Genomic DNA, 23,973 nt, shown 5'->3' with positions numbered 1-23,973 from the left:
GGACCTGGGGGTGGCGGTGGCGGGTGGGAGCGACGAGTACGCGCGCGAGCGGGCGCGGCAGGCGAAGGAACGTGAGCGGCGGCGGAAGGCCGCCGAGGCGGAGGCCAAACGTAAGGCGCGTGAGGGGAAGGTCGCCTACGAGGCTGCACGTGCACAGGAGGCGGTCGACAAGACGAGCGTGACCGAGCACGACGTCGAGCAGCTGGCGGGACTGTTACGTGCGGCGGTGCTGGATGGCCGGCCCTTGAGCTTCGACGGTCTCAGGCAGCACTTCGTCCCTGCAACCTTCGCGCCGTCCAAGAGCCGCACGAAGCCCGTTCCCCTCCCGCGGTGGGGCGAGTACGAGCCCGAGCCGCCGCGCGGATGGCTGGGAGCGCTCGGCTTCGGGCGCCGGTCGTACGACGCGGAGGTCGAGGCCGCGCGCAAGCAGTTCGACGAGGCGCTGCGGGACCATGCGCGCGAGGAACACAAACGGGTCGGGAAGCTGGATGTGGCGCAGGCCCGCCATGATGAGCGCAACCAGCAGGAGGCGGCCCGCGTCGAGGAGTGGAATGCCGGGATCGCGGCACGCCGCGCCGCCTATGGGGACCGCGATGTCGAGGCGGTCGAGTGGTTCATCGACCAGGTCCTGGCCGCCTCCACGTATCCCCATGGCTTCCCGAAGGCTCACCAGGTCTCCTACCAGGCGGATACGGGAGACCTACTGGTCGAGATCGACCTGCCGCTGGAAGATGTGATCCCGGCGGCCCGCGCCTATCGGTACGTGAAGTCGCGCGACGAGATCACGCCCGTCCCGAGGCCCGAGAAAGAGCGTTACGAGCTGTACGCGTCCGTACTAGCGCAGACGGCGCTGCGGACCGTCCACGAGCTGTTCGCGGCGGACACCGACGGCGTGGTGAAGTCCGTGGCGCTGAACGGGCACGTGGCGACCATCGACCGCGCCACGGGCCGCGAGGTGCACCCCTGCCTGATCACTCTCCAGGCGGGGAGGGAGGAGTTCAGCGAACTGGTGCTGACCCAAGTCGATCCGCAGGCCTGCCTGAAGCGGCTGCGATCGCTGATCTCACCGAATCCGTACGAGCTGGAGCCGGTGCGCCCGCTGGTCACCTTCGACTTGAGCAAGTACCGGCTGATGGACAGCATGGACGTCGTGGCGGGCTTGGACAGCCGTCCCGTATTGATGGATCTCTCGCCCACGGAATTCGAGCACTTGGTCCGGCAACTGTTCGAAGCTATCGGCCTGGACAGCGTCAACACACGGCCGTCGCAGGACGAAGGCGTGGACGCGGTGGCGATGAACACCGACCCCGTCATGCGAGGCCTGTGCATCATCCAAGCCAAACGCACCGCCAAGGTGGTGCCCTTCGAGTCGGTCTCCGCCCTCGCCGGTGTCGTGGAGCACAAGCGGGCGGCCAAGGGGATCCTGGTGACGACCTCTTGGTTCGGTCGGGCGAGCGAGGCGTTCGCGAACGACCACGGACGTCTGGAACTCCTCGACGGTGCCAACCTCGTCCACCTGTTCAAGGAACATCTCGACCTCGATGTCATCCCGGGCCCCGTTCCTCCCAAGCGCCGGCCCCGCTGACGACGTGCTTATGGCGTGAGCCCTGGGCGCTCCGCGGTGGACTTCGGCGCCGCGCCTAGGGCGAGTAGGACGGAGACGGCTGAGAGGGCTGCCAGGACGGCAAAGAGCGTCGGGTATCCGCCGAGGAGGCCGGCGAGGGCGGCGCCTGCCCAGGGGGCGAGGGCGGCGGCGATGTGGGCGGGGGCGCCGAGGAGGCCGGAGAGCCGGCCGTAGTGGGTGGTGCCCCAGCGGTCGGTTACCGCGGTGGCCTGGAGGAGGGTGAGGTTGCCGCGGACGATTCCCGCCAGGACCGAGAGGATGACGAGCAGGGGCATCGGGCCTGGGATGAGGGCGAGAGCGGCTGTGGTGGCGCCGCCGAGGGCGATGAGGGCGCCCGTGCGGGTCGTGACGGATGTACGCGCCGACAGGCTTGCGTACAGGGTGCGGCCGAGGGTCTGTCCTGCCCCGCCGAGTCCCAGTGCCCAGGCTGCTGTTGACGGGCTGGCGCCGCGTTCGGTGAGGAGTGGGATGAGGCCGATGACCACCGCGTACATGGCGAAGCTGGAGAGGGTGAAGGCCGAGGACAGGAGGAGGAAGGGGCGGCTTCGGGGGATCGGGGTGCGGTCCGTTGTGGGTGGTTGGGGTGGGGCGGCGGGCCACGGGGCGCGCAGGGCCAGGGCGTGTGCGGGGATGGTGATGGCCGCGAGGATCACGGCGAGGACCGCGTACGTCTGGCGCCAGGTGAGGTGTTCGGCCAGGACGGCGGTCAGCGGGGCGAAGACGGTGGAGGCCAGTCCGCCGGCGAGGGTGACGATGGTCAGGGCGCGGATGCGGTCGGGGCCCCACCAGCGGGTGAGGGCGGCGAAGGCGGGCGGGTAGAAGGTGGCGGCCATGGCAATGCCGGCCAGCATCCAGCCCAGGAAGAAGACGGGCAGGGTGGGGGCGGCCGCGATCAGCAGGAGTGCGAGCACGCCGATGACCGAGCCGGCGGTCATGACCGCGCGGGGGCCGCGTTGATCGAGGATGCGGCCGACCGGGATTCCCACTACGCCGGAGACGAGAAGGGCCATGGAGAACGCGCCTGTTGCCGCGTTTGCGGACCAGCCGGTGTCGGCGGTCAGGTGTGACAGGAGGACGGGGAACGCGTAGTAGACGATGCCCCAGCTGGTGATCTGGGTGGCGCACAGGGCGGGCAGCGCGGCGCGCGGCCGCGACCGGACCTCAGTCCCGGTCGCGGCCGCGCCGCTGTGAAGGTTCGTCACTTCGCTGGTCAGCAGCCGCCGGAAGAGGCCGGGGCGCCGATGGTGAGGGTGGTGGGCGCCGCGCAGCAGCCGCCACCGGTCTCCTCGGCGGCCTGGGGCTGGTCGAAGAGGCCCGCGCCGCCGCAGACTCCGGTCTCGGGGAGGGTGAGTTCGACGCGCTCGGCGGCCTCGTGGTCGCCGGCGAGGTGGGCCGCGATGGAGCGGACCTGCTCGTAGCCGGTCATGGCGAGGAAGGTCGGGGCGCGGCCGTAGGACTTCATGCCGACGAGGTAGACGTCCTTCTCCGGGTGGGAGAGCTCGTTCACGCCGTGCGGGTAGACGGTGCCGCAGGAGTGCTGGTTGGGGTCGATCAGCGGGGCCAGCTCGGTCGGGGCCTGGAGGCGCTCGTCGAGGCCGAGGCGGAGCTCGTCGAGGAAGCTGAGGTCGGGGCGGAAGCCGGTCAGGACGATGACCTCGTCCACCGGGTCCAGGCGGCGGCCGTCCTCGGCGACGAGGACGAGTTGGTCGGCGGACTTCTCCACGGCGGTGGTGCGGAAGCCGGTGACGGCGTCGGCATACCCGTTGTCGACGGCGGCCTTGGCCGCCAGGCCGAGGGCGCCGCGGGCGGGCAGCTGGTCGGCTTCGCCGCCCCCGAAGGTGGAGCCGCTGATACCGCGCCGCAGGATCCAGGTGGCGTGGGTGCCCTCCTCGCCCTTGGCGAGGTCCGCGAGGTCCGCGAGGTAGGCGAGCGCGGTGAACGCGGAGGCGCCGGAGCCGATGACGGCCGTGCGCTTGCCGGCGTACCGGGCGCGGACGGCCGGGTCCTTCAGGTCGGGGACGCGGTACGAGATCCGGTCGGCCGCGGAGCGCTCGCCGAGGGCCGGGAGGCCGTCACCGCCGATGGGGCTGGGGGTGGACCAGGTGCCGGAGGCATCGATGACGGCGCGGGCGATCAGCCGCTCCTCGCTGCCGTCGGCGTGCGTGATGTGAACGGTGAAGGGCTGGGTCTCGCGGTCGGCGTCCACGACCCGGTCGCGGCCGAGCCGGGAGACGCCGGTGACGCGGGCGCCGACGCGGACGTGCTCGCCCAGGACGGCGGCCAGCGGCTGCAGGTACTGCTCGGCCCAGTCACCGCCGGTCGGGTAGGTGGCCTCGTCCGGCTTGACCCAGCCGGTGGGCGCCAGGAGCTTCTCCGCGGCCGGGTCGACGACCTCGCCCCAGGTGGAGAACAGGCGTACGTGGCTCCATTCCCGCACGGCGCTGCCGACGGCCGGTCCGGCCTCCAGGACCAGGGGCTCGATGCCCTGGTCGACGAGGTGTGCGGCGGCGGCCAGGCCGATGGGGCCGGCTCCGATGACAACGACGGGCAGCTCGGTGTTGGCAGGCGCGTTCACGGTCGACTCCTCGGTGTTTCGACATCTGTCGATGGCTTGCGCGACCAGCATGGCACCTGTTTCGATGAACGTCAACATAGACATTCATCGAATCTAGAGATCGTTTAATGGAGCACATCGACGTCGCCGTGGTCGGAGCAGGCCAAGCCGGACTGGCGACGGCATACGCCCTGGTCAGGCACGGGCTGAAGCCGGTCGTCCTGGAAGCGTCCGACCAGCCGTCCGGATCGTGGCCGCGGTAATACGACAGCCTCACCATGTTCTCCCCGGCACGGTTCAGCTCTTGGAGGGCGGTGCCCCACTTTCGGCCCGGGCCGTGGTGTCGCCTCCGGCAGCTTCGGCAGCCCCTACCTGCCCGCGCTTCCCGGCTTGGATCGCTACGCCGGTGCGGTGCTGCACGCCTCCGAGTACCGCAGCCTGGAGGCGTTCGCGGGTCAGCGGGTGATCGTCGTGGGCGCGGGCAACACGGCGGTGCAGATAGCGATCGAACTCGCTTCCGTGGCCCGGGTGACGCTGGCCAGTCGCAACCCCGTGAAATTCGCTCCTCAGCGCATCATCGGCCGCGACATGCACTTCTGGCTCGTCCGCTCGGGCGTGGACTCCGCCCCCATCGGGCGCTTCCTGCGCACTCCATCGACCCAACCGGTCTTCGACACCGGCCGATACCGAGCCGCCGTCGACGCCGCCGCCCCCGACCGCCGCCCGCTCTTCACTTCCATCGCGGGCAAGCAGGTCGTGTGGTTGGACGGCGTGAAGGAGGAGGTCGACACGATCGTGCTGGCCACCGGGTACCGGCCCGATCTGCCGTATCTCGCAGACCTCAGGCGTCGCTGACGGGCGCGGACGCCCGCTGCATCGCGACGGCTTCTCCGTTGCGCATGACCGGCTTGCGTTCGTGGGGCTGGAGTGTCAGCGCAGCCTGTCGTCGAACTCGTTGCGCGGGGTCGGGCGAGACGCGGAGCGGGTCGCTCGCCGCATGGCCTCCGGCCTCCGTAGCTGAGACGTCCCTGGCTGACTAGTTCGACATGTGTCAACATAGGCGCATGTCGAATGTGAACGTGTTGCCGCTGCTGGAGCCGGAAGCCGTCGTGCCGTGCTGCCCGCCGCTCACCGAGCGTCCGCTGACCGCGGACGAGGCGGAGCGCACGGCCACGATGTTCAAGGCCCTGGGTGATCCCGTGCGCCTGCGGCTCTTCTCCGCAGTCGCCTCGCACGAGGGTGGCGAGGCGTGCGTCTGCGACATCTCCGACGTGGGCGTCTCCCAGCCGACCGTCTCCCATCACCTGAAGAAGCTCAAGGAAGCCGGACTGCTCTCCTCCGAGCGGCGCGGCACCTGGGTCTACTACCGGGTGGAGCCTACGGTCCTCGCGGCCATGGCCCAGCTTCTGACCCGCGCAGCCAGCGTGTAGGTCGCTGCCCACTGCCGGTCAGTCGTGACGGGCGAGCTTGACCGCGGAAGCGAGAAGGGTCAAGGCCAGCGCGGGGATGAGCACGAGGTCCGGGAACACGCCGAGGAGCAGCCCGCCCAGCACCGCCCCGGCGATGGAGCCTGCGGCCATGACCAGGGTGAAGCGGAGGTTCGCGCCGAGCACCGCGAAGCTGCCGTCACGGCTGTAGCGGGCGAAGGCCACGAGCATGGTCGGCAGGGATACCAGCAGGGATAGGCTTCCGGCGGTCTTGATGTCGACGCCGAACAGCAGCACGATCGTCGGGATCAGCAGCTCGCCCCCGGCCACGCCCATGATCGCCGCGACCACCCCGGCCGGCCACGACGGGCTCCGGGAGAGCCTCTCCGGGCCCTTGACGTTTCCCAGGTATGACCAGCTGGGGTCAGCTTTGCCTGGACCAATGCTGACTTTGGTGACAGCCCATCAGGTCGACGGATGTCTTCCGATGGTCTCGAAGGAGCCGTGGACAGGCGTCCTCGGGGCCCGGTGCAGCAGGTTGTACGGAGCGTAGTCGTCACAGGTTTCGTCGTACGGCCTGGAGAGAGGGCGCGTGCGGCGTTCGAGTGGTCACGCGCGTAGGCCGTCGCTTTCGGATCATCCTTGGCCGCGTAGCTGACGATCACGGCAGCGTCGGAGCGGGCAGCCCGTCCCGTGGTGGGTCGGATGCGGGTTACCCGGGAGGAGATGGCGATGCACCGCGCGGTCGAAGAGCTCGTACGACTGCTTCCTCCGCCATCCAGCGGCGGTGACATGGTGGACTGCGCGCGGATCCACGCTGGCGGGGTTGGGGATGTCGATGAGGTTCCCCTGGTCCAGCACGTCTGGGGCGAGGTGTCCGTTCATGTCTGCGTGGATGAGGCCGCCGAGGGGGGCGTGGATGTGGCGTGGGCGGGTGTCGGCCGTCGGCGCGGCGTATGGAGAAAGAATCGATTCATCCAATTCGCCCTGCTCTAGCCTCCTCTTGGGCGTTTGCCCTGGGTATCGGATGAGGGGCCGTTATGGCCGCGAGGAGCCGGCACGGCAAGACGTGTCGACCGTTGTGCAAGACGGGGACAGGCATAGGGCTCGGTTCCTGGACTGACGGTCGCCACAACCGACGTGGCCAACCTCCCGGCTTCGATGGCAGCACGCCCCCGGGGCGTGCCGCACGGCCTACCACTCCGCCACTGCCCGCCGGGCCGCCTTCGGCATGACCAGCCACACACGCTAGGAGTCGTCGCACTATGTCCACGCCTGTTGTCAACATCTGGGACGCCCGTACCCCGGGAGCCCGATCCACCTCCTCGAAAGCACCCGCGAGCGACGCGACCTGGAGGCTCGAGAGTTCCAGGGCCCAGGGGACAGCCTGGGTGTACTACAGCTCACCGGAGCAGAAGCACCTCAGGCGGCCGGTGATCCTGGCCGACGGCTTCTCCATGGGCGCCAGCAGCCTCGACATGCTGTGGGACGGCCTGGAGAACGGGCAGTACCCGTTCGTGTCCAAGCTGCGCGAGCAGGGCTTCGACGTGATCCTCCTCGGATTCGACGAGCGCTCCGCGTCCATCCTCGACAACGCCGAGGTCGCAATCGGCTGCATCCGCAAGGCGATCGCCGAGCGCGAGGGATCAGCCAAGCTGACGGTGGGCGGCTTCAGCATGGGAGGGCTGGTCACCCGCTACGCCCTGGCCAAGATGGAGACCAACAACGAGGAGCACGAGACCTCCACCTACCTCTCCTACGACACCCCGCACCGCGGCGCGTGGCTGCCCATCGCCGTCCAGGCGTTCGCGCACTTCGTGAAGGACAACTGGGGCGACACCCCCAACTACGGCGAACACCTCAGCCGCTTCTCCCACATGGTCAACAGCCCGGCCGCACGCCAGCTGCTGCGCTGGCACATCGCCACGGTCGGCGCCGAGGCAGGCCAGGACCAGGAGCGCACCGACTTCCTGGAGGCCCTGGAGCGGGTGGGCACCTGGCCCCAGCGCCCCCGCCTGCTCGGCGTCGCCAACGGGGTGGGCACCGGAGTCGGCAACGGCATCCCCGCCGGCACGCCCGCGATGATCAGCCACGGCGAGCACCTGGGCGGCACGCACCTCGACACCCAGGCGGAAGGAAACGCTGTCGTCGCCCAGCTGTGCAAGGCGGGCGACCGCCCGATCGACATCACCACCCGTGCGATCCCCGACATCGACGGCGCCCCGGGCGGCCTGTTCCCGGAGGCCGCCCTCCTGCCGGGCCGTCCCGCCAACTTCGGGACCGCCGCCATGCTGGTCGAGCTCCTCGAGGGCCAGGCACCGGAACTGGTGTACAACGCCACCACGTTCGTGCCCACCGTCAGCGCCGTGGCGACGGGCGACATCGACAACCGCGACACGCTCTACAGCAAGGTCGACCGGGACTCCAGCGAGCTCCACGACTTCGCGTGTGCCGGCGACAACCAAGGGCACACCGTCATGACCGAAGAACTCGGCCAGTGGATCGTGGACCAGCTCCGCTGAGCAATCACCGGCAGGAACAACCCCCATCGGGGGAGTAAACGCAGCAGCGGCCCCCGGGACCTGCCCGGGGTCTGTCTGCAATTCACGCGGCCGGTCGGTCCACGACCGGCCGCGTCGACAGCCGGTTCCGCACGCGGTTCCGCACGCGGTTCCGCAGGGGGACCGCCCCACCGTACGCGGCCGGGGTCAACCCGGCGGTCACCTGAGCGCTGCACCGGCTGGACCTCCCTCGCCGCGGACCACCTACCCCGCTCGCCGTGCACTCTTGCACGCGCGTGCGGGTAGTAGGTTCGGTCAGCGACCCGGGTCATCGGCTCGCTGCGGCCGTCCTCGCGCCACGCCGCCTGGTCTGGGCGACCAGGTCCCTTGACGGCACGCGGACGAGTACCCGGCTCGTACGGAGCTCCTCTGCTCTCCGGACCGCGACGAGGTTCTTCCCGGAGCCGGCCCAGGGGCCGTCGGCGACAAAGAGGTCTACCGGGGCGACCACGCCGCCCGGAGATCCTGTGTCGGCAGATCACGGCCGGGCCGGCGACCAGAACGCGCTCGGGCTGGAGAACCCGTGGGAGGCGTGAAGGCTGGCCAAGACAGACGATCCCGACGATCCCCCTGTGCCGGCTTACCGTGTCCGCTCGGTTCGAGGGGTGTGTCTCGTGGGGACCGGACGGTGGATGTTGTCGGCCCATAGTCCCGAACTGTCGAGGGTGACGTCGAAGAGGACCGTCTCGCCCTGGCGCAGGCGGCCTTCCTTTTCGCGAATTGCCGAGGCTTCTGCTTGGACGTCAGGTCCGGCGCCCTCCTGGCTGATGAGACCGATACCCCGGTCAGGGTCGAACCACTTCACGACACCGCAGGGTGACACGCTTCCCGCTCTCCGCTTAGGTCGGATCCGGAAGCCGAACTGTCCGCCCGATCGCTGCCGGTGGGGAGGGCGTGAGCAGGGGCGTGAAGCAGCGGTCCACGGAGCGAGGGCACGCCGACGGGCGCCCGTGGCGGACAACGCGCCGTAGCGGCACGCCTTGTGCCGTACGGCCTCCTCACACGAGCTCCGCGGCGAGACGGGCCCGGCGGCCGGACGCCGGCTGAGCGGGGGATGTCGGCGCCTCTGGCATATTACGCAGCAATGTGCGCGGAAACCGGCTAGTACCCGGCCACGGCTGGGGACCACCGCCGTACCCGGCAGGGGCTGGATGCCGGTCCTGGACAGTGTCTGCGGGCGCTGGCGCTTGTCCGGCGACGATGGGGTACCGGCTCCGAGGTCGTAGTCCGCCATCCGTACGACGCAGGGGCGACACGCGACGTTGTGGGCCGCTGGCTACTCACGCTGTCGCAGGGTGCGGTGATGAGTGAGCGTCCCTCGGCCCGCGGCTCACCAACTCAAGACCGGCCACGTGATGTTGGATCCAGCCATTTCATCTTTCGGAAGTTGCGATGGGCGTGTTGCCGGTAACCGCCTTGGGCGGCGAAGCCCGGCATGCCCAGCTCGCCGCCCCGCGCGAGGTCCATCTCGCTCACGGTGTAGGCGAGCGCACTGGCGCAGCCCGTGAGCGCGGATATCGGCTGGATTTCTCGATGCTCGGGTCATGCCCCATCCCCCCATCCTGCTGTGCAGGACGCCGCCGCCACCTCCTCCCCGCGTACCGCGGCCCTTCCCCGCCAGGGGGAACCGGACCGACGCGCCGGAGCTTGTGCGCTGACACCGGAGAGATGGGATGTTGCGCAAGTATCCGCTCATGCAAGATCGTTGACGGCTTGTCAGTCTCACGTCCTCATGTGAGTGCGTTCAACGAGGGGAAGTTCTTCATGAGCACCGACGGATCAGCGAAGCACGCCACCAGCCGGCGCGGGTTCCTCAAGGCGGGCGGAGGTGTGGCCGCCGCCGTGCTGGGCGGCGCCGCACTGCCCCTGTTCACGGCTTCCCCCGCGAGCGCGGTCGTGCCCGACTCGCCGCAGTTCAAGCTCGACGGGGCCGGTGGCAATCCGGTCTGGAAGAAGTCGCTGCACGCCAACTGGGTGATGCAGTCCTTCGGATACGACAACGTCCACCAGCACGTGTACTTCCTGCAGACGAAGACCGGGAGCAAGAACGGCGACCTGTGGGTCACCCAGACCGATACGGCGGGCAACCAGCTGGGGTCCATGGCTCTGCACAGCTTCGGCCACGGTGTCTCGATAGCGGTGGAGCCGTACGGCGGGCAGGTCTTCCTGTGGACCGAGTGGAAGACGAGCACGAGCGGATTCGGCACGCGGATCGGCCGGTTCCCCTTCGTCAACGGGGGCGTGCTGGAGCAGGACGACCCCTCGGTCCAGGATCGAACGCCTTCCATCGGCGACACGATGATCAACCCGCAGCCCGTGATCGACCCGTCCACGGACCGGCTGCTCGTGCGCTACAACGTCGGAACCGACCAGCGCCGCATCGTCGCCTTCACGCTGAGCGATGCCCGCGCCGGGCGGCTCACCAGCGCGCACCGGCTGGTCGAGAGGGCCCTGCCGGCCCGCGGCGACTGGGGCACCGCCAACCCGTTCCAGGGCTTCGCCGCCTACGGCCGGTACGCGTACCTGCTGGAAGGCCCCGTAGGGAACCCCTCCTACCTCACCACGGTCGACCTGAACGACGTCGGCAACTCCACGGTGGTGGACCGGTTCGCGACCACGGCCGGCGCGTCCCTGTCCGGCCGCGAACCGCAGGGCATGGCGATCTGGCAGTCCCCGGACGGGCCGCGACTCGCCTTCGGTTTCTACTCGAACACGTCGGATGTCCGCCAGGCGAGCGTCTTCTACAAGAGCGAGCTCGTGTAGGCGGCGCCCGAGAGGGATCGGGCGAACGCCGGGCTGTCCGCGGCTGTCCCGTGGACCGGTCGGCGGCCACCGGCGCCGGACACCCCCTCGACAGCGTCTTGTCGAGCACTCGTCGAGCCAGATGAGTGTGCCGCGAGGGCGATCGCTGCCTGGTGTCGGTCGGGGTGTTTGGCGTAGCGGGTGGCGATGCCGCGCCATTGCTTGAGGCGGTGGAAGCAGCGTTCGACGACGTTGCGGCGCCGGTGGACGGCCTTGTCGAAACGGCAGGTCGGCTCCCGGCGCCGGGCTCGGCCAAGGAACCGGCGGCTTGGTCAGTCGCTCGTGGTGGGGTGGCTTTGCCGCAGGGCTGCCCCGAGAGCGCGCAGGGCGGGTGCGGCGTCGTTGAGTGCGGCCCGCTGGTGGACGGGCAGGAGGGCCAGGACATCGGCGAAGATCTCGGCCCACGCGTTCTCGATCTGTGCCATGCCGTGCTGGGCATCCATCGTCGGGTACAGCTGAACGGCCCGGCGATCGTGGGGGTCGGCCTCGCGGCGGAGCAGGCCGAAGGCCACCAGTCCCCGTACGCCGGTGCTGACGTTGCTGGCGTGCAGTCCGATTTCCCGGGCTGCCGCACCTGTACCGGTACCGGGGTTGTCGAGTACGTAGCGCAGCAGTTCCAGGTCTGAGGGGGGCAGTGGCGGCAGGCCCGCCTCGGCGACGCCGCGGAGGCGTAGAACGCGAGACAGGGTGTAGAGCGCGGGAGCCAACTGGCGTGCGTCGCGCAGCAGATCGTCGTCTTCCGGGGCAGCGTCGGCTGAGGTCATCCACCCATCCTACTTATTCTTATAGTTATATAGTTATAGGTATCTGTTGGATGTGGATGTCCGTGCCTACTCGAGGAGACCCGTGACGACCAGTCATGCCCACTTGTTACGCCCGCCGAAGCCGCCAGCTGTTCCGCGCGGACTGCTGACGACGACCCTCGCGTTGCTCTCGTTCGTGGTGCCACTCTCGACGGACATGTACCTGCCGGGATTTCCCGCGATGGCGAAGGAACTGGCCACGGACGCGGCCGGAGTCCAGCTCACGCTCACCGCGTTCTTGGTCGGGCTCGCCGTCGGCCAGCTGACCTTCGGACCTCTGTCCGACCGCCACGGCCGACGGATGCCGATCCTGCTCGGTACCGGCGTGTGCGTCCTGGCCACCGTGCTGTGCGCCCTCGCCCCAACCCTGGAGCTGCTGATCGCATTCCGGTTCGTCGCGGGCTTCACCGGCGCCGCAGGCGTCGTGGTGGGCCGGGCGATGGTCGCCGACCTTGCGACCGGCGCAGTCGCCGCGCGAATATTCGGGATCCTGATGGCCCTCGGAGGCCTGGCTCCCATCGTGGCACCGCTGGTCGGCGGAGTCGCGGTGAGCGGTTCTGGCAGCTGGCGAGCCGCCTTCTGGGTACTGGCCTGCGCGACCGCGCTCGTGCTCACCCTCGCCTACTTCACTTTGCCCGAGAGCCTGCCGACCGAGCGCAGGCAAAGGACCGGCAGCCCGGCTTCCGCCCTCTCGGGCCTTGCCGACCGTGTCTACCTCGGTCACACCGTCGTCTTCGGCTTCGCGAGTGCCGCCCTCTTCTGCTACATCGCGGCCTCCCCCTTCGTTCTGCAGAACGTGCTGGGCTTCAGCGTCGGCGAGGCATCGGCGGTCTTCGCCGGCGGCGCGCTCACCGCCACCGTGTCCAGCGCCGCCGCCACCCGCCTCGTGGTCCGTCACAGCCCCGGACTCCTCCTGCGCATCGGCCTCGGGCTACTCCTCGCGCCAAGCGCCACCGCCCTGCTCATCACTTTCATCGGACAGCTCAGTCGGGTCACCGCCCTGCCCCTGGTCGCGATCGGCTTCGTGGGCCTCGGCCAGGTCTTCGCCACCGCTCCCGCACTCGCCCTCGAACGTGTCCCGCACGCCGCCGGAGCCAGCTCGGCAATCCTGGGCACCTTCCAGAGCGTCCTCGGCGCCTCCGTCGCCCCCCTCATGGGTATCGCCGGAAGGTACACCGCCCTCCCCCTCTTCCTCGGCATGACAGGGTGCTCTCTGATCGCCGTACTCGCACTCATGTGGACCGGATGGGAACGCGGCCGCAGGGGCGCGCGCCGATACGCACCACCGAGCTCGATTCATGCCCGCCAGGGAGACAGCCCCCACGAGGGTGGCACTCCACCTGACGCGGCACCACCGCTGACGAGCCCGCCGCACCAGTGATCCGGACATCAGGAGTGGGAAGCCGCAACATCGGCATCTGAGCCGCCCCACGACCGCCTCGGAGACCCCAGCGTGGCCGCCACCACTCGGCGGCGGCCGCCTCCCCCGTGCGGGGGAGGCGCCCGCGACCTTCGGACGATGCCCGGACGCCGGAGAGGCGGCGACGATCAAGGCGCATGACATCACACGCCGAGATCGGAGCCTCGCCGTGCTGAAGTGGACCCTGCGGGCCGTTGCTGTCCTCGCCATCGCCGCCGCCATCGCCGCCCCGGTCGCCGTGACCGCACCGGAAGCAGTGGTCGCCGTACCCGCCGTTGCCACACCCGTATCCACACCCGTATCCACCCCCGATGCCCCTGTTGCGGCCGGGCAGGCCGCCTTGCTGCGCGAGCGCGTCTAGACCTTCGCCCCCGTTCCCTGAGTTGCTCGGAGGCCATACCCGCACACTGACCGGAAGACCGTCGCGGGCTGCCACGAAAGCCGCGGACTGGTATCAGCGGCCGGTCGAATTCTGTGGGGTTCGGCCGGATTCTGGTGGCGCCCAGCGGCAGCATGCCTCCGCTCCCGCCTCGACTACGCCCACTGACGCAGGCGATGACCGCGCATCGTGAAGGTCGAAGCGCCGCCCTGCAGCGGGGTTGCGGAGACGGCGGAAATCCAAGCGTGCCAGCCCTTCCGCCGCCGGCCGTTACCATCCTCCGGGAGGGACTGTGATCCGCATTCTGCTGGCCGAGGACATGCACATGATCCGTGGGGCGCTGGCCGCCCTGCTGGACCTGGAGCCTGACATGGAGGTCGTGGCCGAGGTGGCCCGCGGGGACGCCGTCGTCCCCGCTGCCCTCGCCCACCACCCCACCGTTGCGGTGCTCGACCTGGACATGCCCGGCGCCGACGGAATTTCAGCTGCCCGCGACCTCGCAGCCGCACTTCCCGACTGCCGGACCCTCATCCTCACCGCATTGGGCCGGCCCGAGGCGCTGAGGTCCGCACTCGCCGCCCGGGTCGGCGGGTTCATGCTCAAGGACGCCCAGCCGGACCAACTGGCCGCCGCGATCCGCAGCGTGGCGGCCGGGGAGCACGTCATCGATCCGAAACTGGCCGCTGCTGCGCTCACCGCCAAGGAGAGCCCGCTCACCCCACGCGAAACCGATGTGCTGCGGCTGGCTGCCGCCGGCTCCGAACTCCACGAGGTCGCCCGCGAATTGCACCTCACGCAGGGCACCGTACGGAACTACCTCGGTGCGGCCGTCACCAAGCTCGATGCCCGCAACAGGCTCGACGCGGTGCGGATCGCCCGGGAGCACGGCTGGCTGGACTGATACAAGGTCATCCGACGGTGGAGACAGGAGCGGATTCCAGACGGACGGTCAGGACGTAGCCGCGGCCATGCGGAGCCGGCCCGGCCTCCAGGACCCCGCCGAGCGCGGCTGCACGCTCACGTAGATTCCTCAGCCCGTTGCCGCCGGGACCCGCTCGGCCTCCTTGCTCCCCTGACGGTCGGGGAACCACACGGCCGTCGTCCGCCACCCGCAGCAGCCCGGGACCGAAATCCACCTCGCACCGGCGAGCTCCCGCCGCGTGTCGTAGCACGTTCGTCACCGCCTCGCGCAACACCGTGGCGAACAGTGCCCCCGACATCCCGTCCACCTGGTCCAACACGCCCCGCACCTGCACGACGACGCCCGCGGCGGCCAGAACCTTCCGCGCAGAGGCCACTTCCTCGCTCAGCGTGAGCTTCGGGCCTTCCCCCGGGATCGCCCGAAGGTCCGCCAGAGCCTGGTCCGCCAGCGCAACCGCGTCGGCCATATGACGGTCGGCCCGCTCCCGGTCAGGGTCGCGGACCGCCAGCTCGCCCTTCAGGGCAATCGCCGACAGCCCGTAGCCCAGCAGGTCGTGGACGTCCCGGGCGATGCGCCGGCGCTCTCGCGCCACGGCCAGCGCCACCAGTGCTCCGCGAGCCTCCCGCACCTGGTGGACAAGGCCGGTGAGCAGGGCGAGGCCGTGGAAGACCAAAGCGATCACCACGATGTCCAGCAGCAGGAGAACGGTGCCACCAGCCCCGGGCCCGTCCCTCCGCAGCAGCGTCACGATCGCTGCCAGTATGGTCAGCGCCCCGGCCGCCGGCCAGGCGGTGCGCCCGGGAAGGACGATCAGCACCGAGGCTGCCGCGAAACCCACCAGCTGGGGGTACGGCCCGTCCGGAGCGGCCAGCATGCCCAGGGCGAGGGCGAGCTGCACGCCCAGTGTCCAAGCGACGTACGGGGGACGCACACCCGGCGGACGCGGCAAGGAATGGTACGCCTGCAGTCCGACCACGGCCGCCAATGCGGCCGCGTACGCGACAACCCGCCCGCCCCGCACCCCGGTACCGAGCAGGAACGCAGTACCCACGATCAGGTACTCGAGGTGGGTGGCGACCACGATGGGCCACACCAACCGAGGCGCCAGGCCACCCGAAGGGATGTCCGCCCCGTCGGCCGACTGTGCGGGCGGCGCCGCCCGTACGCGCTCCGTCGCCGCCCGCGCGACCCTCACGAGCTCTCCCGCCGCCCGCCTGCCCTGCCCGGCCAGCCGGGTGATCTCCGCCAGGGCCGTACCCAGCACCGCGTCCAGGTCGCGCCCGGCGCGCTCCCGCTCGGCCGTGACCCGGGCCCGGGCCAGTGCGCCACGCGTGGCGCGGAGTTCGGCGTAGAGGTCGGTGAGCCGGGTCAGCGCATAGATGATCAATCCGTGGGCGAGGGCGTTACCGATGCCGTTGAGGACGGAATGGACACTGCCGTCGCCGGGTGCGAGCGGCCCCGCCGCCAGCACGACGACCGTGAACAGAGCCCATCGGACGGGCCGTTCGACGACCAGCAGCACGGAGGCGCCCAGAAAGCCGGGCAGCCCGGACCAGGGCGTGAGCAGGATCTGTGCGGCGAGGGTCCAGGCCCCGCGCAGCCGCCACGTCGAAGGCAGACAGGTGGCCAACTGGAGCAGCAGCATCGGCACGGCCGCCGGGCGCGGCAGGACGACACCGGGCTCGAAGGAGAATCCGAGAATGACGACGACGAGGATCACCGAGACGACCGCCGGCGTCGGACCGGCATCGGAGTCGGCGACCTCGGCAGCATCGCCATCGGCATCCGTATCGGTGAACGGGCCGGATCCCAAGGAACGGTCCTTCGGGGCCGGGCCGTCGGCCGGCCCGCCCCCCGGCCCCCTGGACTCCCCGTCTCCCGGCCCGGTGCCCCCAGGCCCCCGCCCGCGCCGAAATCCCCAGTTCCACCCGCTCATGAGGTCACGTTAGACGCACGCCCGTGCACCGCACCCGCCCCACCCATGTGAAGTGCACATGGGCCGATGCGCCTCGCACTGCCGCCGACCGGACCCAGAACGAGATCGTCGACGCATGCGTACGACGTCGACACGGACCCCCACCACAATGGCCGCCACGATCACGATCACCACCGCCGCGCTGCTCTGCGCCGCGGCCCCCGCCCACGCAGCCGCTCCACTCCGTCTCGACTCCCTCGTCGACGCCGCCGTCGCCGACTACCTGGAGGACGACCGCATCCCCGGCGCGGCCGTCACCGTCGTAGCCGACGGCCGGACCGTCCTGGCCAAGGGCTACGGCGTCGCCGACGTCCGCACCCGAACCCCGGTCGACCCGCACCGCACCGGCTTCTTCCTCGGCTCACTCGCCAAGCTGTTCACGGCACAGGCCGCCTCCCAACTCGTCGCCAAGGGGAAGGTCGACCCGGAGGCAGACGTCAACGACCACCTCCGTGCGCTCACCGTCCCCGACACCTACCCCGGACGCCCCGTCACCCTGGACCGGCTCCTCACCCATACCGCGGGTTTCGACAGCGACCTCGTAGGCCGCAACAGAACCCGTGCGAACGACGTCGAACCCCTCGCCGAAAGCGTCGTGACGCGCCGTCCTCCCAGAGTCCGCGCCCCGGGCACGACCGCCGCCTACGACAACTACGGCTACGCGCTCGCGGGCCAACTCGTCGCCGACGTCTCCGGCCAGTCCTTCCCCGACTACGTCGCCGAGCACATTCTGGGACCCCAGGGCATGACCCGTTCCACGTTTGCCCAGCCGCAGCCGGCCCCGATAGCCGCCGACCTCGCTCGTGGCTACCGCCCCGGCGGCACGTCCGGCTGGACGCAGGACGAGGGGCAGTACGGCGCGTGGAGCCCGGCCGGGCCCGGTGCAGTCAGCACCGCCGCCGACATGGGCCGCTGGATGACCGGGCAGCTCGCCGACGACACAGCGGCGAACCGCCTCATGCAGCAGGTGCACTACCGGCAGGATCCCCGCATGCCCGGCCTCGGCTACGGATTCGAGGAGTGGCGACGCGGTGGGCACACCGGTTGGTTCAAGGACGGCGACATCCCCGGCTTCCACTCCAACCTGCTGCTCATCCCCGGCCACGACGTGGGTGTCTTCGTCGTCTTCAACGGCGACGGCACGCACGGACGCGCCTCCTGGGACGGCAGGGATCTCATCAACCGGATCGTGGACGCCCTCGTCCCGGACCAACCCGCATCCGAAGCCCCAGGCACCGCGACCGATCCGTCCCTCGACTCCTACACCGGCACCTACCGCCCGGCCCGGGTCAGCCGCACCAGCCTCATGGCGGTGGAGGGCCTGGTCGCCAGTGTCACCGTTCGCAAGGACGGCAAGAACGGGCTGCGCACCACCGGGCTCTCCCTCGACCCCGGCCGGCCCGAACAGAGCTGGCTCGCGCTCGGCGACGGCCTCTTCCAAGAGCGCGGCGGAAACCGCGCGACGCTGGCCTTCACCAACGGCGGCGTGCTCGTCTCGTCGGCGGTGCCGTCGACCGCGTACGAGAAGCTGACCTGGCGCCAGTCCCCGTCCCTGCACCTGGGATTGCTCGGCATCAGCACGGGCATGCTGCTACTCGCCGCGATCGCCTTTCCCGTAACCGCCCTGGTACGGCGGCTTCGGGGCCGGACCGCGCACCCTCGCGCAGCACGGGCCGCACGCGCTACGGCCGCGGCGACCGGGCTGATCGCGGCCGCGTTCGCGGCCGCACTCGCCGCGGTCGTCTCGGACAGCAACGCGATGATGGAAACGGTGCCACTGGGAGCGCCGCTGCTGTCCACCGTGACGATGCTGGGCACGGCGCTCTTGCCGTTGACGCTGGGCGTGGTGGCGGGGGCGATCGCGGCCTGGCTCCGCAGCTGGTGGAGCGTCACCGGCCGCATCCTGTTCACCGTCACAGCGGCGGCCGCGGTCACGATGGCGAGCATGCTGCTCCAATACCACCTGGTGGGCCACCCGTTCGCCTGGCTGGCCAAGTGAACTCGCGGCACGCCGCCACGCGGTCACACGGTGTCCCGGCCCCTGCGCCGTCCGGCCGCTCCTGAGCCAACCGCCAACCCGTACGAGGCACACGACCATCCGATGCCACACCAAGCAGAGGAGCAGATCATGAGCACGTGGACCAGGCGCGGTCTTCTGACCGCCGGCACGGCGACGGGAGTTGTCGCACTCATCGGCGCCGGGCCGCCGTCGCCGCGGCGGCCGCAGCCGCTCGACATCGTGACCGGCGAGGACGGGTTCAGCACGCCGGCGACCGCGGCCGCCGGCGCGGTGACCTTCCGGGTACGGACGACCAGTACCCGCACCGGCAACGTCGGCATCGCCCGACTCCGCCGCGGCATCGGTGAAGCCGCCTTCCGCAGGCACCTGCGCGACGTCTTCGAGAGGGAGAGTCCGAAGGACGTCATTCAGGCGTCCAAGGAACTGATGGCCGACGCCGAGCTGTTCGGCGGCGCAATGGCGGTACCCGGTTCGCAGTCGTCCTTCACCGCCTGGCTGCCGCCCGGCCCGTACCTGGTCCTGGAGTACAAGGACTTCGAGGGCCCGTACATCGGACGCGATCCCCTCCCCGGCGCAGAGTACGTCCGTCCGCTCCTCGTCCACGCGGCGGACCACGCCGGAGCCGGGCGCCCGCGTCCCTCCGCCACCGTCACCGCCGTCGACACGGGGCGGGGCCCGCGCTTCGTCCTGGGCGGACGCGTACACCGGGACCAGCCCTTGCGCTACGTGAACGCGATGCGAGGACAGGCCGACGAGCTCGCGGTGTACCCCCTCACCGACGACTCCGTCACCGAGGCCGACATCCAGAGGTTCTTCCAGGACACCCGGCACACGCCCAAGCCCTTCGACCTCGCCGCGCAGCTGGGCACGCCACCACTCTCCCCGGGCCGGAGCACGGTCATCGAGATGCCCCTTGACCAGGGCCGCTACGCCCTCACCAGCTGGGTCACCAGCATGAAGGACGCACAACACCTGTCCGCCCACGGCCAGGTGCTCATCGTCTCCGTTCCCTGACCCGCCCCGCTCGTGGCCCGCGCTCGAACCCGCTGCGGGGTGAACCGGCTTCCGGCTCCCCCCGCAGCGGGCCGGCGGCAGCCGCGACCGCGACGGCATGGCCGCCTTGTCCTTCTCCGAGGCCGCTGACTCCGGACGGTCAGGCCCGCTGAAGCAACGTCGAATAGGCCCGCTCGATGCCCTGCGCGTAGCCGGTCCCCAACTCGACGTAGACGTGCCCGCTGGCGGTACACGCTTCGCGCAGAGCAGCGCTCCGCTCCCTGACCCACGCGGCGATCTCCCGGTAGGTGGTGTCATCGGCTTCCGCAAGCCAGTCCGGGGCGGCCCGCAGGTGTTCGGGGGTCAGCTTCGTGTTTCCGAGGAATACGGAGGTCAGCGGTATCCCGAGAGCGGCGGCGGCCGTGGCGGCCACCGGTGTGACGATGTCGCCCTCGACCACATAGCCGTCTTGGGGATCGGAGGCGTCGAGAGCCTCGGCAGCCGCACGGATGAACTCGATGAGAAACGGCTGGGCGAGCACTGCCTTGTCCGGATGCGTACCATGCCGCACGCCGTGCTCGGGGGCAGCGCGTTGCAGCATCGACACCAGAGCGTCGGTCGGGCATCCCGGGAGGCCCTCTCGCTCGAGCAGCATCCATGCCAGGGTGCTTTTTCCCACTCGAGGCGGGCCGCCGATCAGATAGATCATATGAAGACCGTACTCCGGCCGACCACTTGGAGGGAGCTGACGGATCTCCCCCGGGCAGGCCCAGCAAGCTTCCTCCCTCGGGCACCGACGACCTGCGGGCTGTTCTCCGAGCCGCTCGGACCCGACGCACGGCGGCGGTATTGGCGGTGGTGCTCTGCGCCCTGCTCACCCTCGGCGCCTGTGGTGGGAGCGGGGGCGGTACGGGTGGTACCTCGGGTGGCAACGACGAGCCCGGTGTCTCGGTCGGCGGCGCCTCCGCCGACCGGGGCCGGATCCCCGGCATCCCGGCCGCGCTGATCGGAAGTTGGAGCGGCGGCAGCTCCGACTGCTTCCAGTCCTCGGTGTACAGCTTCTACCCGGACGGCTCGTTCAGGATGGACATCCGCAATGTGCGCATCGCCGGTCGTTTCACGGTCGACGGTAACCACCTCACGACCTACGCCCAGGGGGGATCACCACAGACGTACCTGTGGGGGATCGGCCCCCAGGGGTACCTGTTCCTCAACGGCGAGAGCAACGTTCCGTTCAACTGACCCGGTCACCCTCCGCTACCGAGGTGGTGGTCAGCCACTTCTGGAATTCACGGTGGACAGCTTCCACGGGATCCCGTTGAGGACCTGACGGCGGTCCCGTACCGGCCGCCCCATCCGGGGCGGAGCCAGCAGCGGCCCGATGACTTCCCAGGCCTGATCAGTCAGTTCATGACGTCGCACCACGAACGGAGCAACGACCGACCGACATTGCGGACACGCTCTAGCCGCTTAGCTGCCTGCACCAGAGGCCACAGATTGTCTCGTGGCTGCTAGAGGCTCCGCGCGTGGCGCCGCTGGAGGCTACTGATGTCAACCCGACCGGTGAGCCTTCCAGGTCAGAGCCAGGTCTGCTACAGCCGGTGCAAAACCAAACCCCAGTTTGCCAGTTCCCGTCATTCCGTTGGTCACTGGAAATATGAACTGGTCGAGCGTTGCGATCAAACGACGATAGCCGGGCTCGAGTGGGGATGGCGCCCACAGCACTAGATGTTGCGCGGCCGCCTCCCACTCCCAATCCCCCGCGGCATGCAACGCCCCCACGAGCAGAGTGAGATCTCCCCACCACTTGTCTGTCGGCCGAGGATCCGCGAGCTTGGTATCGTCCCATTGGATATCGATCATGGTCGTCTGGGGAATCCAGCTTGGAAAGATCTCCACATTTGCGCCGGACATAGTGATCGCCTCCGTGTCGTGATTACGGCGCATTGCGTTCCCTGGGGAGGTCATTAGATGCCGCTGGCGCCACCAAAAATGGTGCCGATGCCTGTCCCAGTTGGGTTGCCCTCACCATCCGCGGTGTCACACGACGGTTTTGTATGCAGATCTGAGAGTCGAGCAAGGCGCTAATCGGCGAGAGCGTCGACGCGGTGCCACTGCCATGTGTGCTAGTTATTGAAGGGGAATGAGGTGACTTCAAGCACATGCCACTCAATTGTCGACAATTCTGGTATGGCGTAGGTGGATGGAAGAAAAGAGCCCTGCCCTCGCTCACCGGCTTTGATGCTGTCCATTTTGGAGACAGCCCACAATGTGGCGACCTTTCCCTCTGTCGCGGTGCTTAGCTCCAAGTCCCAACCAGGGGGGCTTTCAGCGCCGAATTCCCATGTTCCATCAGCAGGGAAGAGCTCCGGTTCGGGAGATATTCTGTCCCACACGTCAGTGAAGCTGAGCCTTACGGTTCGCACGGCTACTTTGACCGTCACTCCGTGGCCGCCCTCGATCTCGAACAGTACAATCACAGCACCCTCCATAGGTGAGGAGGCGTCATGAGCGCCGGCGTTGCGCGTTCCGCGCGTGCAGGAATAACGAACAGGGGGTCGCGCAGCAGAGCGCTTGGTTTCTGGCAGCAGGCCCGCGACTACCTCAACGGCTCACCGCCGAGCTGCCGTAGCGTCGGCGACGCACCGCCCCGTTCGGTCGACCCTGCACGGATGCACCCCAGCTTCGTGCCGGTACTGCAAGACGGATCGCTTCGGCCCGGGTGCGGCCGGTGTACCGGTCCTGGGAGGTGCCTCGCACGCGCAGAATTGCGGCATCTTCTCAACGGGCCCGGTGAGTCAACGCAGGTCTGTGCGGCCGCGAGGGGTTCGGCGAACACCTGAAGCCGCGGGTGTAGGGCCGGCCGTAAGTGCCCACACCTAGATACTGATAGTGCTCGGTTCGAATCTACACCCGAGGTTGGGCGGGCGCATCCCTGCAAAGCATGCTTGGTGACGCGAGGTTAGACGTCAATTGATGACTGATCAACGGCTGGTGGGCTCTGCGTCGAGCAACTCATTCCCCCACGATCGCATGTCGTGAAAGGTGTTCAAATCCTGCTAAGGGATGTCCCGCGAATGATCTCCCGGGCGCCTGAGGCGTGTTTGGCCGCGGAGCGGCCCGATGCCTTATCCGGCGAGGGTGAGGTTGTGCATCCGGGCGATGCCGAGCATGGCGTGGTGGACGCCGGCGCCTTTGAGACGGCAGCCGCGGAGGACCTTCCGGGTCTTCATGGAGCGAAGACGTCCTGACGCGAGAGCGGACCTGCTTATGGGGCCCATCGTGCTCCGCCTCCCGCCGCTGTACGGGGCGCTGAGGCAGATGAAGATCCCGAACAGACCCGCATGCGTCCTGGCCGCCAGCATCCACCTCACCTGGTCGGTGCTGTTGCTCTTCAACCTGTTCCCCTGGACCGCTCCCAACCAAGCTGAGGTCACCAGTGTGATCGCCATCTTCGGGAGGGGGCCACCCAGCCAGTCCGGCTCGCTGGCGGCACTTGCCGATCGCGTACGGCATGGGCGCCCGCCGGTTTCCCGAGAGCGTGCCCGCCGGTCGAAGGCGCGGCCAGAGGCTCGGGCATCCGGGAGAGGGGCAGCGCCGCCTCCCTTTCTGGCCGTGCAGGCGGTTCGCAAGGGCCGCCGGATGCGTAGAACGTGAGGTTCGTATCCGGCGGCCAGGGCCCGGGTCCTGATGCCTGACGCGTTCCGTTCCTTGCTGCTGTCGCTGGGGGAAGGACGTCGCCGTTCGTGGTGGTGGCTGCGTCGGGTGTCAGGACCAGTTTCCCGGGCTGTGCTTCGACCGGTGCGGGTGGCGGTTAGGGTCGTGGCCAGCCCGCGCCCATATGGCGTGCGTGGGTGAGGCCCGATGCCCGGAGCGCTCGGGGGGCAGCAGTACCACCGGGCCGCCCAAGCCCCCCAACGTCACCGGCCGCCGATCGGCTCGTGTCCCAACCCCGTCCTCGCGAAGGCCGCAGGGACGACATGGCGAGCTGGTCTCACGCCCGTGTCACGGTGGTGGGGTCGGCGTGCGCCGCGCTCCGGCGACATGAACGCCACCGTGTGCCGTCGGCGGCCGTCGGGCGGGTCGGAGGGGTTTCCCATACTGCGAGGTAGCCGCCGTATCCGCTACAAGAACGAACCATGATTGGCCCGCCGAGTGATGGTCAACACTCCTGTTATCCCCATTCAAAGAACGGGAACGGAGAGTAGGCATGGCGCCAGTCATCCCCAGAACTGAGGACGAGGACGGGATCCCCTTCGGGCGGGAGGAGTTGATCCAGGCGCGAGCTCAGATGCTGCAGGAGCTGAACGACCTGAGGGAAGTCATCGCAGACGCACCAGAAGCCGGCGGGGGTCCCGGTTGGGACAAGCAGAGCGTGCTCACCAGGCTCGACCAGCTGCCGATCCGTTAGCAGCAACCGAACTGTGCGGACGACGGTCGCCCCGAATTACTGCCCAGCCCTTGCCATCCAGGGAGCATGAGTAAGGGAGAGG

Annotated in this window: 22 protein-coding genes and 2 pseudogenes; 13 read left to right on the top strand and 11 right to left on the bottom strand. The window is 69.4% G+C overall.

The window, feature by feature from the left end; all coding sequences use genetic code 11:
• Positions 1 to 10: 10 nt before the first annotated feature.
• On the top strand, positions 11 to 1,585 hold the full coding sequence (locus RIU97_RS05250; RefSeq protein ID WP_404953608.1) for a restriction endonuclease: 1,575 nt from the start codon (positions 11 to 13) through the stop codon (positions 1,583 to 1,585).
• A gap of 8 nt (positions 1,586 to 1,593) precedes the next feature.
• On the opposite strand, the gene RIU97_RS05245 is transcribed toward RIU97_RS05250, so the two are convergent.
• Together RIU97_RS05245 and RIU97_RS05240 are read right to left on the bottom strand one after the other, a co-directional pair.
• Positions 1,594 to 2,826, bottom strand: coding sequence for an MFS transporter (locus tag RIU97_RS05245; RefSeq protein ID WP_404953606.1), 1,233 nt, complete (start codon positions 2,824 to 2,826; stop codon positions 1,594 to 1,596).
• Positions 2,827 to 2,834: 8 nt separating this feature from the next.
• Positions 2,835 to 4,199 carry an NAD(P)-binding domain-containing protein gene (locus tag RIU97_RS05240; protein WP_404962762.1) on the bottom strand — a complete coding sequence of 455 codons (1,365 nt, stop codon included), beginning with the start codon at positions 4,197 to 4,199 and terminating at the stop codon, positions 2,835 to 2,837.
• 107 nt (positions 4,200 to 4,306) lie between these two features.
• On the opposite strand from RIU97_RS05240, the gene RIU97_RS05235 reads away from it, so the two are divergent.
• The 3 genes from RIU97_RS05235 to RIU97_RS05225 all read left to right on the top strand — a co-directional run bounded on the left by RIU97_RS05235 (position 4,307) and on the right by RIU97_RS05225 (position 5,608).
• Complete coding sequence (locus RIU97_RS05235; protein WP_404953604.1) at positions 4,307 to 4,441, top strand: FAD-dependent oxidoreductase; 135 nt, start codon at positions 4,307 to 4,309, stop codon at positions 4,439 to 4,441.
• A 127-nt stretch (positions 4,442 to 4,568) separates the two neighbouring features.
• Positions 4,569 to 5,033, top strand: coding sequence for an NAD(P)-binding domain-containing protein (locus RIU97_RS05230; protein ID WP_404953602.1), 465 nt, complete (start codon positions 4,569 to 4,571; stop codon positions 5,031 to 5,033).
• Between the two features lie 209 nt (positions 5,034 to 5,242).
• Positions 5,243 to 5,608: an ArsR/SmtB family transcription factor gene (locus tag RIU97_RS05225; RefSeq protein WP_385903284.1), complete on the top strand. Its 366-nt coding sequence runs from the start codon at positions 5,243 to 5,245 to the stop codon at positions 5,606 to 5,608.
• A gap of 18 nt (positions 5,609 to 5,626) precedes the next feature.
• Here RIU97_RS05225 and RIU97_RS05220 read toward each other — a convergent pair whose 3' ends face one another.
• On the bottom strand, positions 5,627 to 5,956 hold the full coding sequence (locus RIU97_RS05220) for a TSUP family transporter (protein WP_404953599.1): 330 nt from the start codon (positions 5,954 to 5,956) through the stop codon (positions 5,627 to 5,629).
• Between the two features lie 914 nt (positions 5,957 to 6,870).
• On the opposite strand from RIU97_RS05220, the gene RIU97_RS05215 reads away from it, so the two are divergent.
• Positions 6,871 to 8,127 carry an esterase/lipase family protein gene (locus RIU97_RS05215; protein WP_404953597.1) on the top strand — a complete coding sequence of 419 codons (1,257 nt, stop codon included), beginning with the start codon at positions 6,871 to 6,873 and terminating at the stop codon, positions 8,125 to 8,127.
• A gap of 619 nt (positions 8,128 to 8,746) precedes the next feature.
• On the opposite strand, the gene RIU97_RS05210 is transcribed toward RIU97_RS05215, so the two are convergent.
• Complete coding sequence (locus RIU97_RS05210) at positions 8,747 to 9,400, bottom strand: cold-shock protein (protein ID WP_404953595.1); 654 nt, start codon at positions 9,398 to 9,400, stop codon at positions 8,747 to 8,749.
• Positions 9,401 to 9,930: 530 nt separating this feature from the next.
• Here RIU97_RS05210 and RIU97_RS05205 point away from each other — a divergent pair.
• Positions 9,931 to 10,929: a twin-arginine translocation signal domain-containing protein gene (locus tag RIU97_RS05205; RefSeq protein ID WP_404953593.1), complete on the top strand. Its 999-nt coding sequence runs from the start codon at positions 9,931 to 9,933 to the stop codon at positions 10,927 to 10,929.
• Between the two features lie 311 nt (positions 10,930 to 11,240).
• Here the strand turns inward: RIU97_RS05205 and RIU97_RS05200 are convergent, their stop codons facing one another.
• The gene (locus RIU97_RS05200; RefSeq protein ID WP_404953591.1) at positions 11,241 to 11,732 is read right to left on the bottom strand and encodes a MarR family winged helix-turn-helix transcriptional regulator; all 492 of its coding nucleotides are present in this window, start codon (positions 11,730 to 11,732) and stop codon (positions 11,241 to 11,243) included.
• A gap of 52 nt (positions 11,733 to 11,784) precedes the next feature.
• Between RIU97_RS05200 and RIU97_RS05195 the strand changes: the two genes are divergently transcribed.
• The 3 genes from RIU97_RS05195 to RIU97_RS05185 all read left to right on the top strand — a co-directional run bounded on the left by RIU97_RS05195 (position 11,785) and on the right by RIU97_RS05185 (position 14,471).
• Positions 11,785 to 13,152: a multidrug effflux MFS transporter gene (locus RIU97_RS05195; protein WP_404962761.1), complete on the top strand. Its 1,368-nt coding sequence runs from the start codon at positions 11,785 to 11,787 to the stop codon at positions 13,150 to 13,152.
• A gap of 208 nt (positions 13,153 to 13,360) precedes the next feature.
• A complete protein-coding gene (locus tag RIU97_RS05190) occupies positions 13,361 to 13,552 on the top strand; it encodes a hypothetical protein (protein WP_404953589.1) in 192 nt (63 codons plus the stop codon).
• 310 nt (positions 13,553 to 13,862) lie between these two features.
• A complete protein-coding gene (locus RIU97_RS05185) occupies positions 13,863 to 14,471 on the top strand; it encodes a DNA-binding response regulator (protein WP_404953587.1) in 609 nt (202 codons plus the stop codon).
• A gap of 7 nt (positions 14,472 to 14,478) precedes the next feature.
• On the opposite strand, the gene RIU97_RS05180 is transcribed toward RIU97_RS05185, so the two are convergent.
• Positions 14,479 to 16,305, bottom strand: coding sequence for a sensor histidine kinase (locus tag RIU97_RS05180; RefSeq protein WP_404953585.1), 1,827 nt, complete (start codon positions 16,303 to 16,305; stop codon positions 14,479 to 14,481).
• 271 nt (positions 16,306 to 16,576) lie between these two features.
• On the opposite strand from RIU97_RS05180, the gene RIU97_RS05175 reads away from it, so the two are divergent.
• Both RIU97_RS05175 and RIU97_RS05170 read left to right on the top strand, forming a co-directional pair.
• The gene (locus RIU97_RS05175; protein ID WP_404953583.1) at positions 16,577 to 18,466 is read left to right on the top strand and encodes a serine hydrolase domain-containing protein; all 1,890 of its coding nucleotides are present in this window, start codon (positions 16,577 to 16,579) and stop codon (positions 18,464 to 18,466) included.
• Between the two features lie 129 nt (positions 18,467 to 18,595).
• Positions 18,596 to 19,501: a twin-arginine translocation signal domain-containing protein gene (locus RIU97_RS05170; RefSeq protein WP_404953581.1), complete on the top strand. Its 906-nt coding sequence runs from the start codon at positions 18,596 to 18,598 to the stop codon at positions 19,499 to 19,501.
• 139 nt (positions 19,502 to 19,640) lie between these two features.
• Here the strand turns inward: RIU97_RS05170 and RIU97_RS05165 are convergent, their stop codons facing one another.
• Positions 19,641 to 20,189: a hypothetical protein gene (locus RIU97_RS05165; RefSeq protein WP_404953579.1), complete on the bottom strand. Its 549-nt coding sequence runs from the start codon at positions 20,187 to 20,189 to the stop codon at positions 19,641 to 19,643.
• A gap of 140 nt (positions 20,190 to 20,329) precedes the next feature.
• On the opposite strand from RIU97_RS05165, the gene RIU97_RS05160 reads away from it, so the two are divergent.
• The gene (locus tag RIU97_RS05160; RefSeq protein WP_404953577.1) at positions 20,330 to 20,722 is read left to right on the top strand and encodes a hypothetical protein; all 393 of its coding nucleotides are present in this window, start codon (positions 20,330 to 20,332) and stop codon (positions 20,720 to 20,722) included.
• A 51-nt stretch (positions 20,723 to 20,773) separates the two neighbouring features.
• Here RIU97_RS05160 and RIU97_RS05155 read toward each other — a convergent pair.
• The 4 genes and pseudogenes from RIU97_RS05155 to RIU97_RS05140 form a co-directional block, all read right to left on the bottom strand.
• Positions 20,774 to 20,905 (bottom strand): annotated as a pseudogene (locus RIU97_RS05155) (IS5/IS1182 family transposase); the annotation flags it as partial.
• A 126-nt stretch (positions 20,906 to 21,031) separates the two neighbouring features.
• Positions 21,032 to 21,394 (bottom strand): hypothetical protein, encoded by a 363-nt coding sequence (locus RIU97_RS05150; protein ID WP_404953575.1) that lies wholly within the window; start codon positions 21,392 to 21,394, stop codon positions 21,032 to 21,034.
• A 212-nt stretch (positions 21,395 to 21,606) separates the two neighbouring features.
• Positions 21,607 to 21,960, bottom strand: a complete 354-nt coding sequence (locus RIU97_RS05145) for a hypothetical protein (RefSeq protein WP_404953573.1) — start codon at positions 21,958 to 21,960, stop codon at positions 21,607 to 21,609.
• A gap of 648 nt (positions 21,961 to 22,608) precedes the next feature.
• Positions 22,609 to 22,768 (bottom strand): annotated as a pseudogene (locus RIU97_RS05140) (IS5/IS1182 family transposase); the annotation flags it as partial.
• A 922-nt stretch (positions 22,769 to 23,690) separates the two neighbouring features.
• On the opposite strand from RIU97_RS05140, the gene RIU97_RS05135 reads away from it, so the two are divergent.
• Complete coding sequence (locus RIU97_RS05135) at positions 23,691 to 23,891, top strand: hypothetical protein (protein WP_404953571.1); 201 nt, start codon at positions 23,691 to 23,693, stop codon at positions 23,889 to 23,891.
• Positions 23,892 to 23,973: the final 82 nt, after the last annotated feature.

The sequence above is a fragment of the Streptomyces sp. 147326 genome, assembly GCF_045000215.1.
Taxonomy (GTDB): Bacteria; Actinomycetota; Actinomycetes; order Streptomycetales; family Streptomycetaceae; genus Streptomyces.
Note: the sequence above shows the minus strand (reverse complement) of the source record. Positions and strands in the feature narration are given on the sequence as shown.

What these genes read in the sequence shown, in the direction of transcription:
- RIU97_RS05235 (WP_404953604.1), top strand. Translation starts at nt 4,307, where the DNA reads ATGGAGCACATCGACGTCGCCGTGGTCGGAGCAGGCCAAGCCGGACTG.
- RIU97_RS05225 (WP_385903284.1), top strand. Translation starts at nt 5,243, where the DNA reads ATGTCGAATGTGAACGTGTTGCCGCTGCTGGAGCCGGAAGCCGTCGTG.
- RIU97_RS05215 (WP_404953597.1), top strand. Translation starts at nt 6,871, where the DNA reads ATGTCCACGCCTGTTGTCAACATCTGGGACGCCCGTACCCCGGGAGCC.
- RIU97_RS05210 (WP_404953595.1), bottom strand. Translation starts at nt 9,400, where the DNA reads ATGGCGGACTACGACCTCGGAGCCGGTACCCCATCGTCGCCGGACAAG.
- RIU97_RS05205 (WP_404953593.1), top strand. Translation starts at nt 9,931, where the DNA reads ATGAGCACCGACGGATCAGCGAAGCACGCCACCAGCCGGCGCGGGTTC.
- RIU97_RS05200 (WP_404953591.1), bottom strand. Translation starts at nt 11,732, where the DNA reads ATGACCTCAGCCGACGCTGCCCCGGAAGACGACGATCTGCTGCGCGAC.
- RIU97_RS05175 (WP_404953583.1), top strand. Translation starts at nt 16,577, where the DNA reads ATGGCCGCCACGATCACGATCACCACCGCCGCGCTGCTCTGCGCCGCG.
- RIU97_RS05170 (WP_404953581.1), top strand. Translation starts at nt 18,596, where the DNA reads ATGAGCACGTGGACCAGGCGCGGTCTTCTGACCGCCGGCACGGCGACG.
- RIU97_RS05165 (WP_404953579.1), bottom strand. Translation starts at nt 20,189, where the DNA reads ATGATCTATCTGATCGGCGGCCCGCCTCGAGTGGGAAAAAGCACCCTG.
- RIU97_RS05150 (WP_404953575.1), bottom strand. Translation starts at nt 21,394, where the DNA reads ATGTCCGGCGCAAATGTGGAGATCTTTCCAAGCTGGATTCCCCAGACG.
- RIU97_RS05135 (WP_404953571.1), top strand. Translation starts at nt 23,691, where the DNA reads ATGGCGCCAGTCATCCCCAGAACTGAGGACGAGGACGGGATCCCCTTC.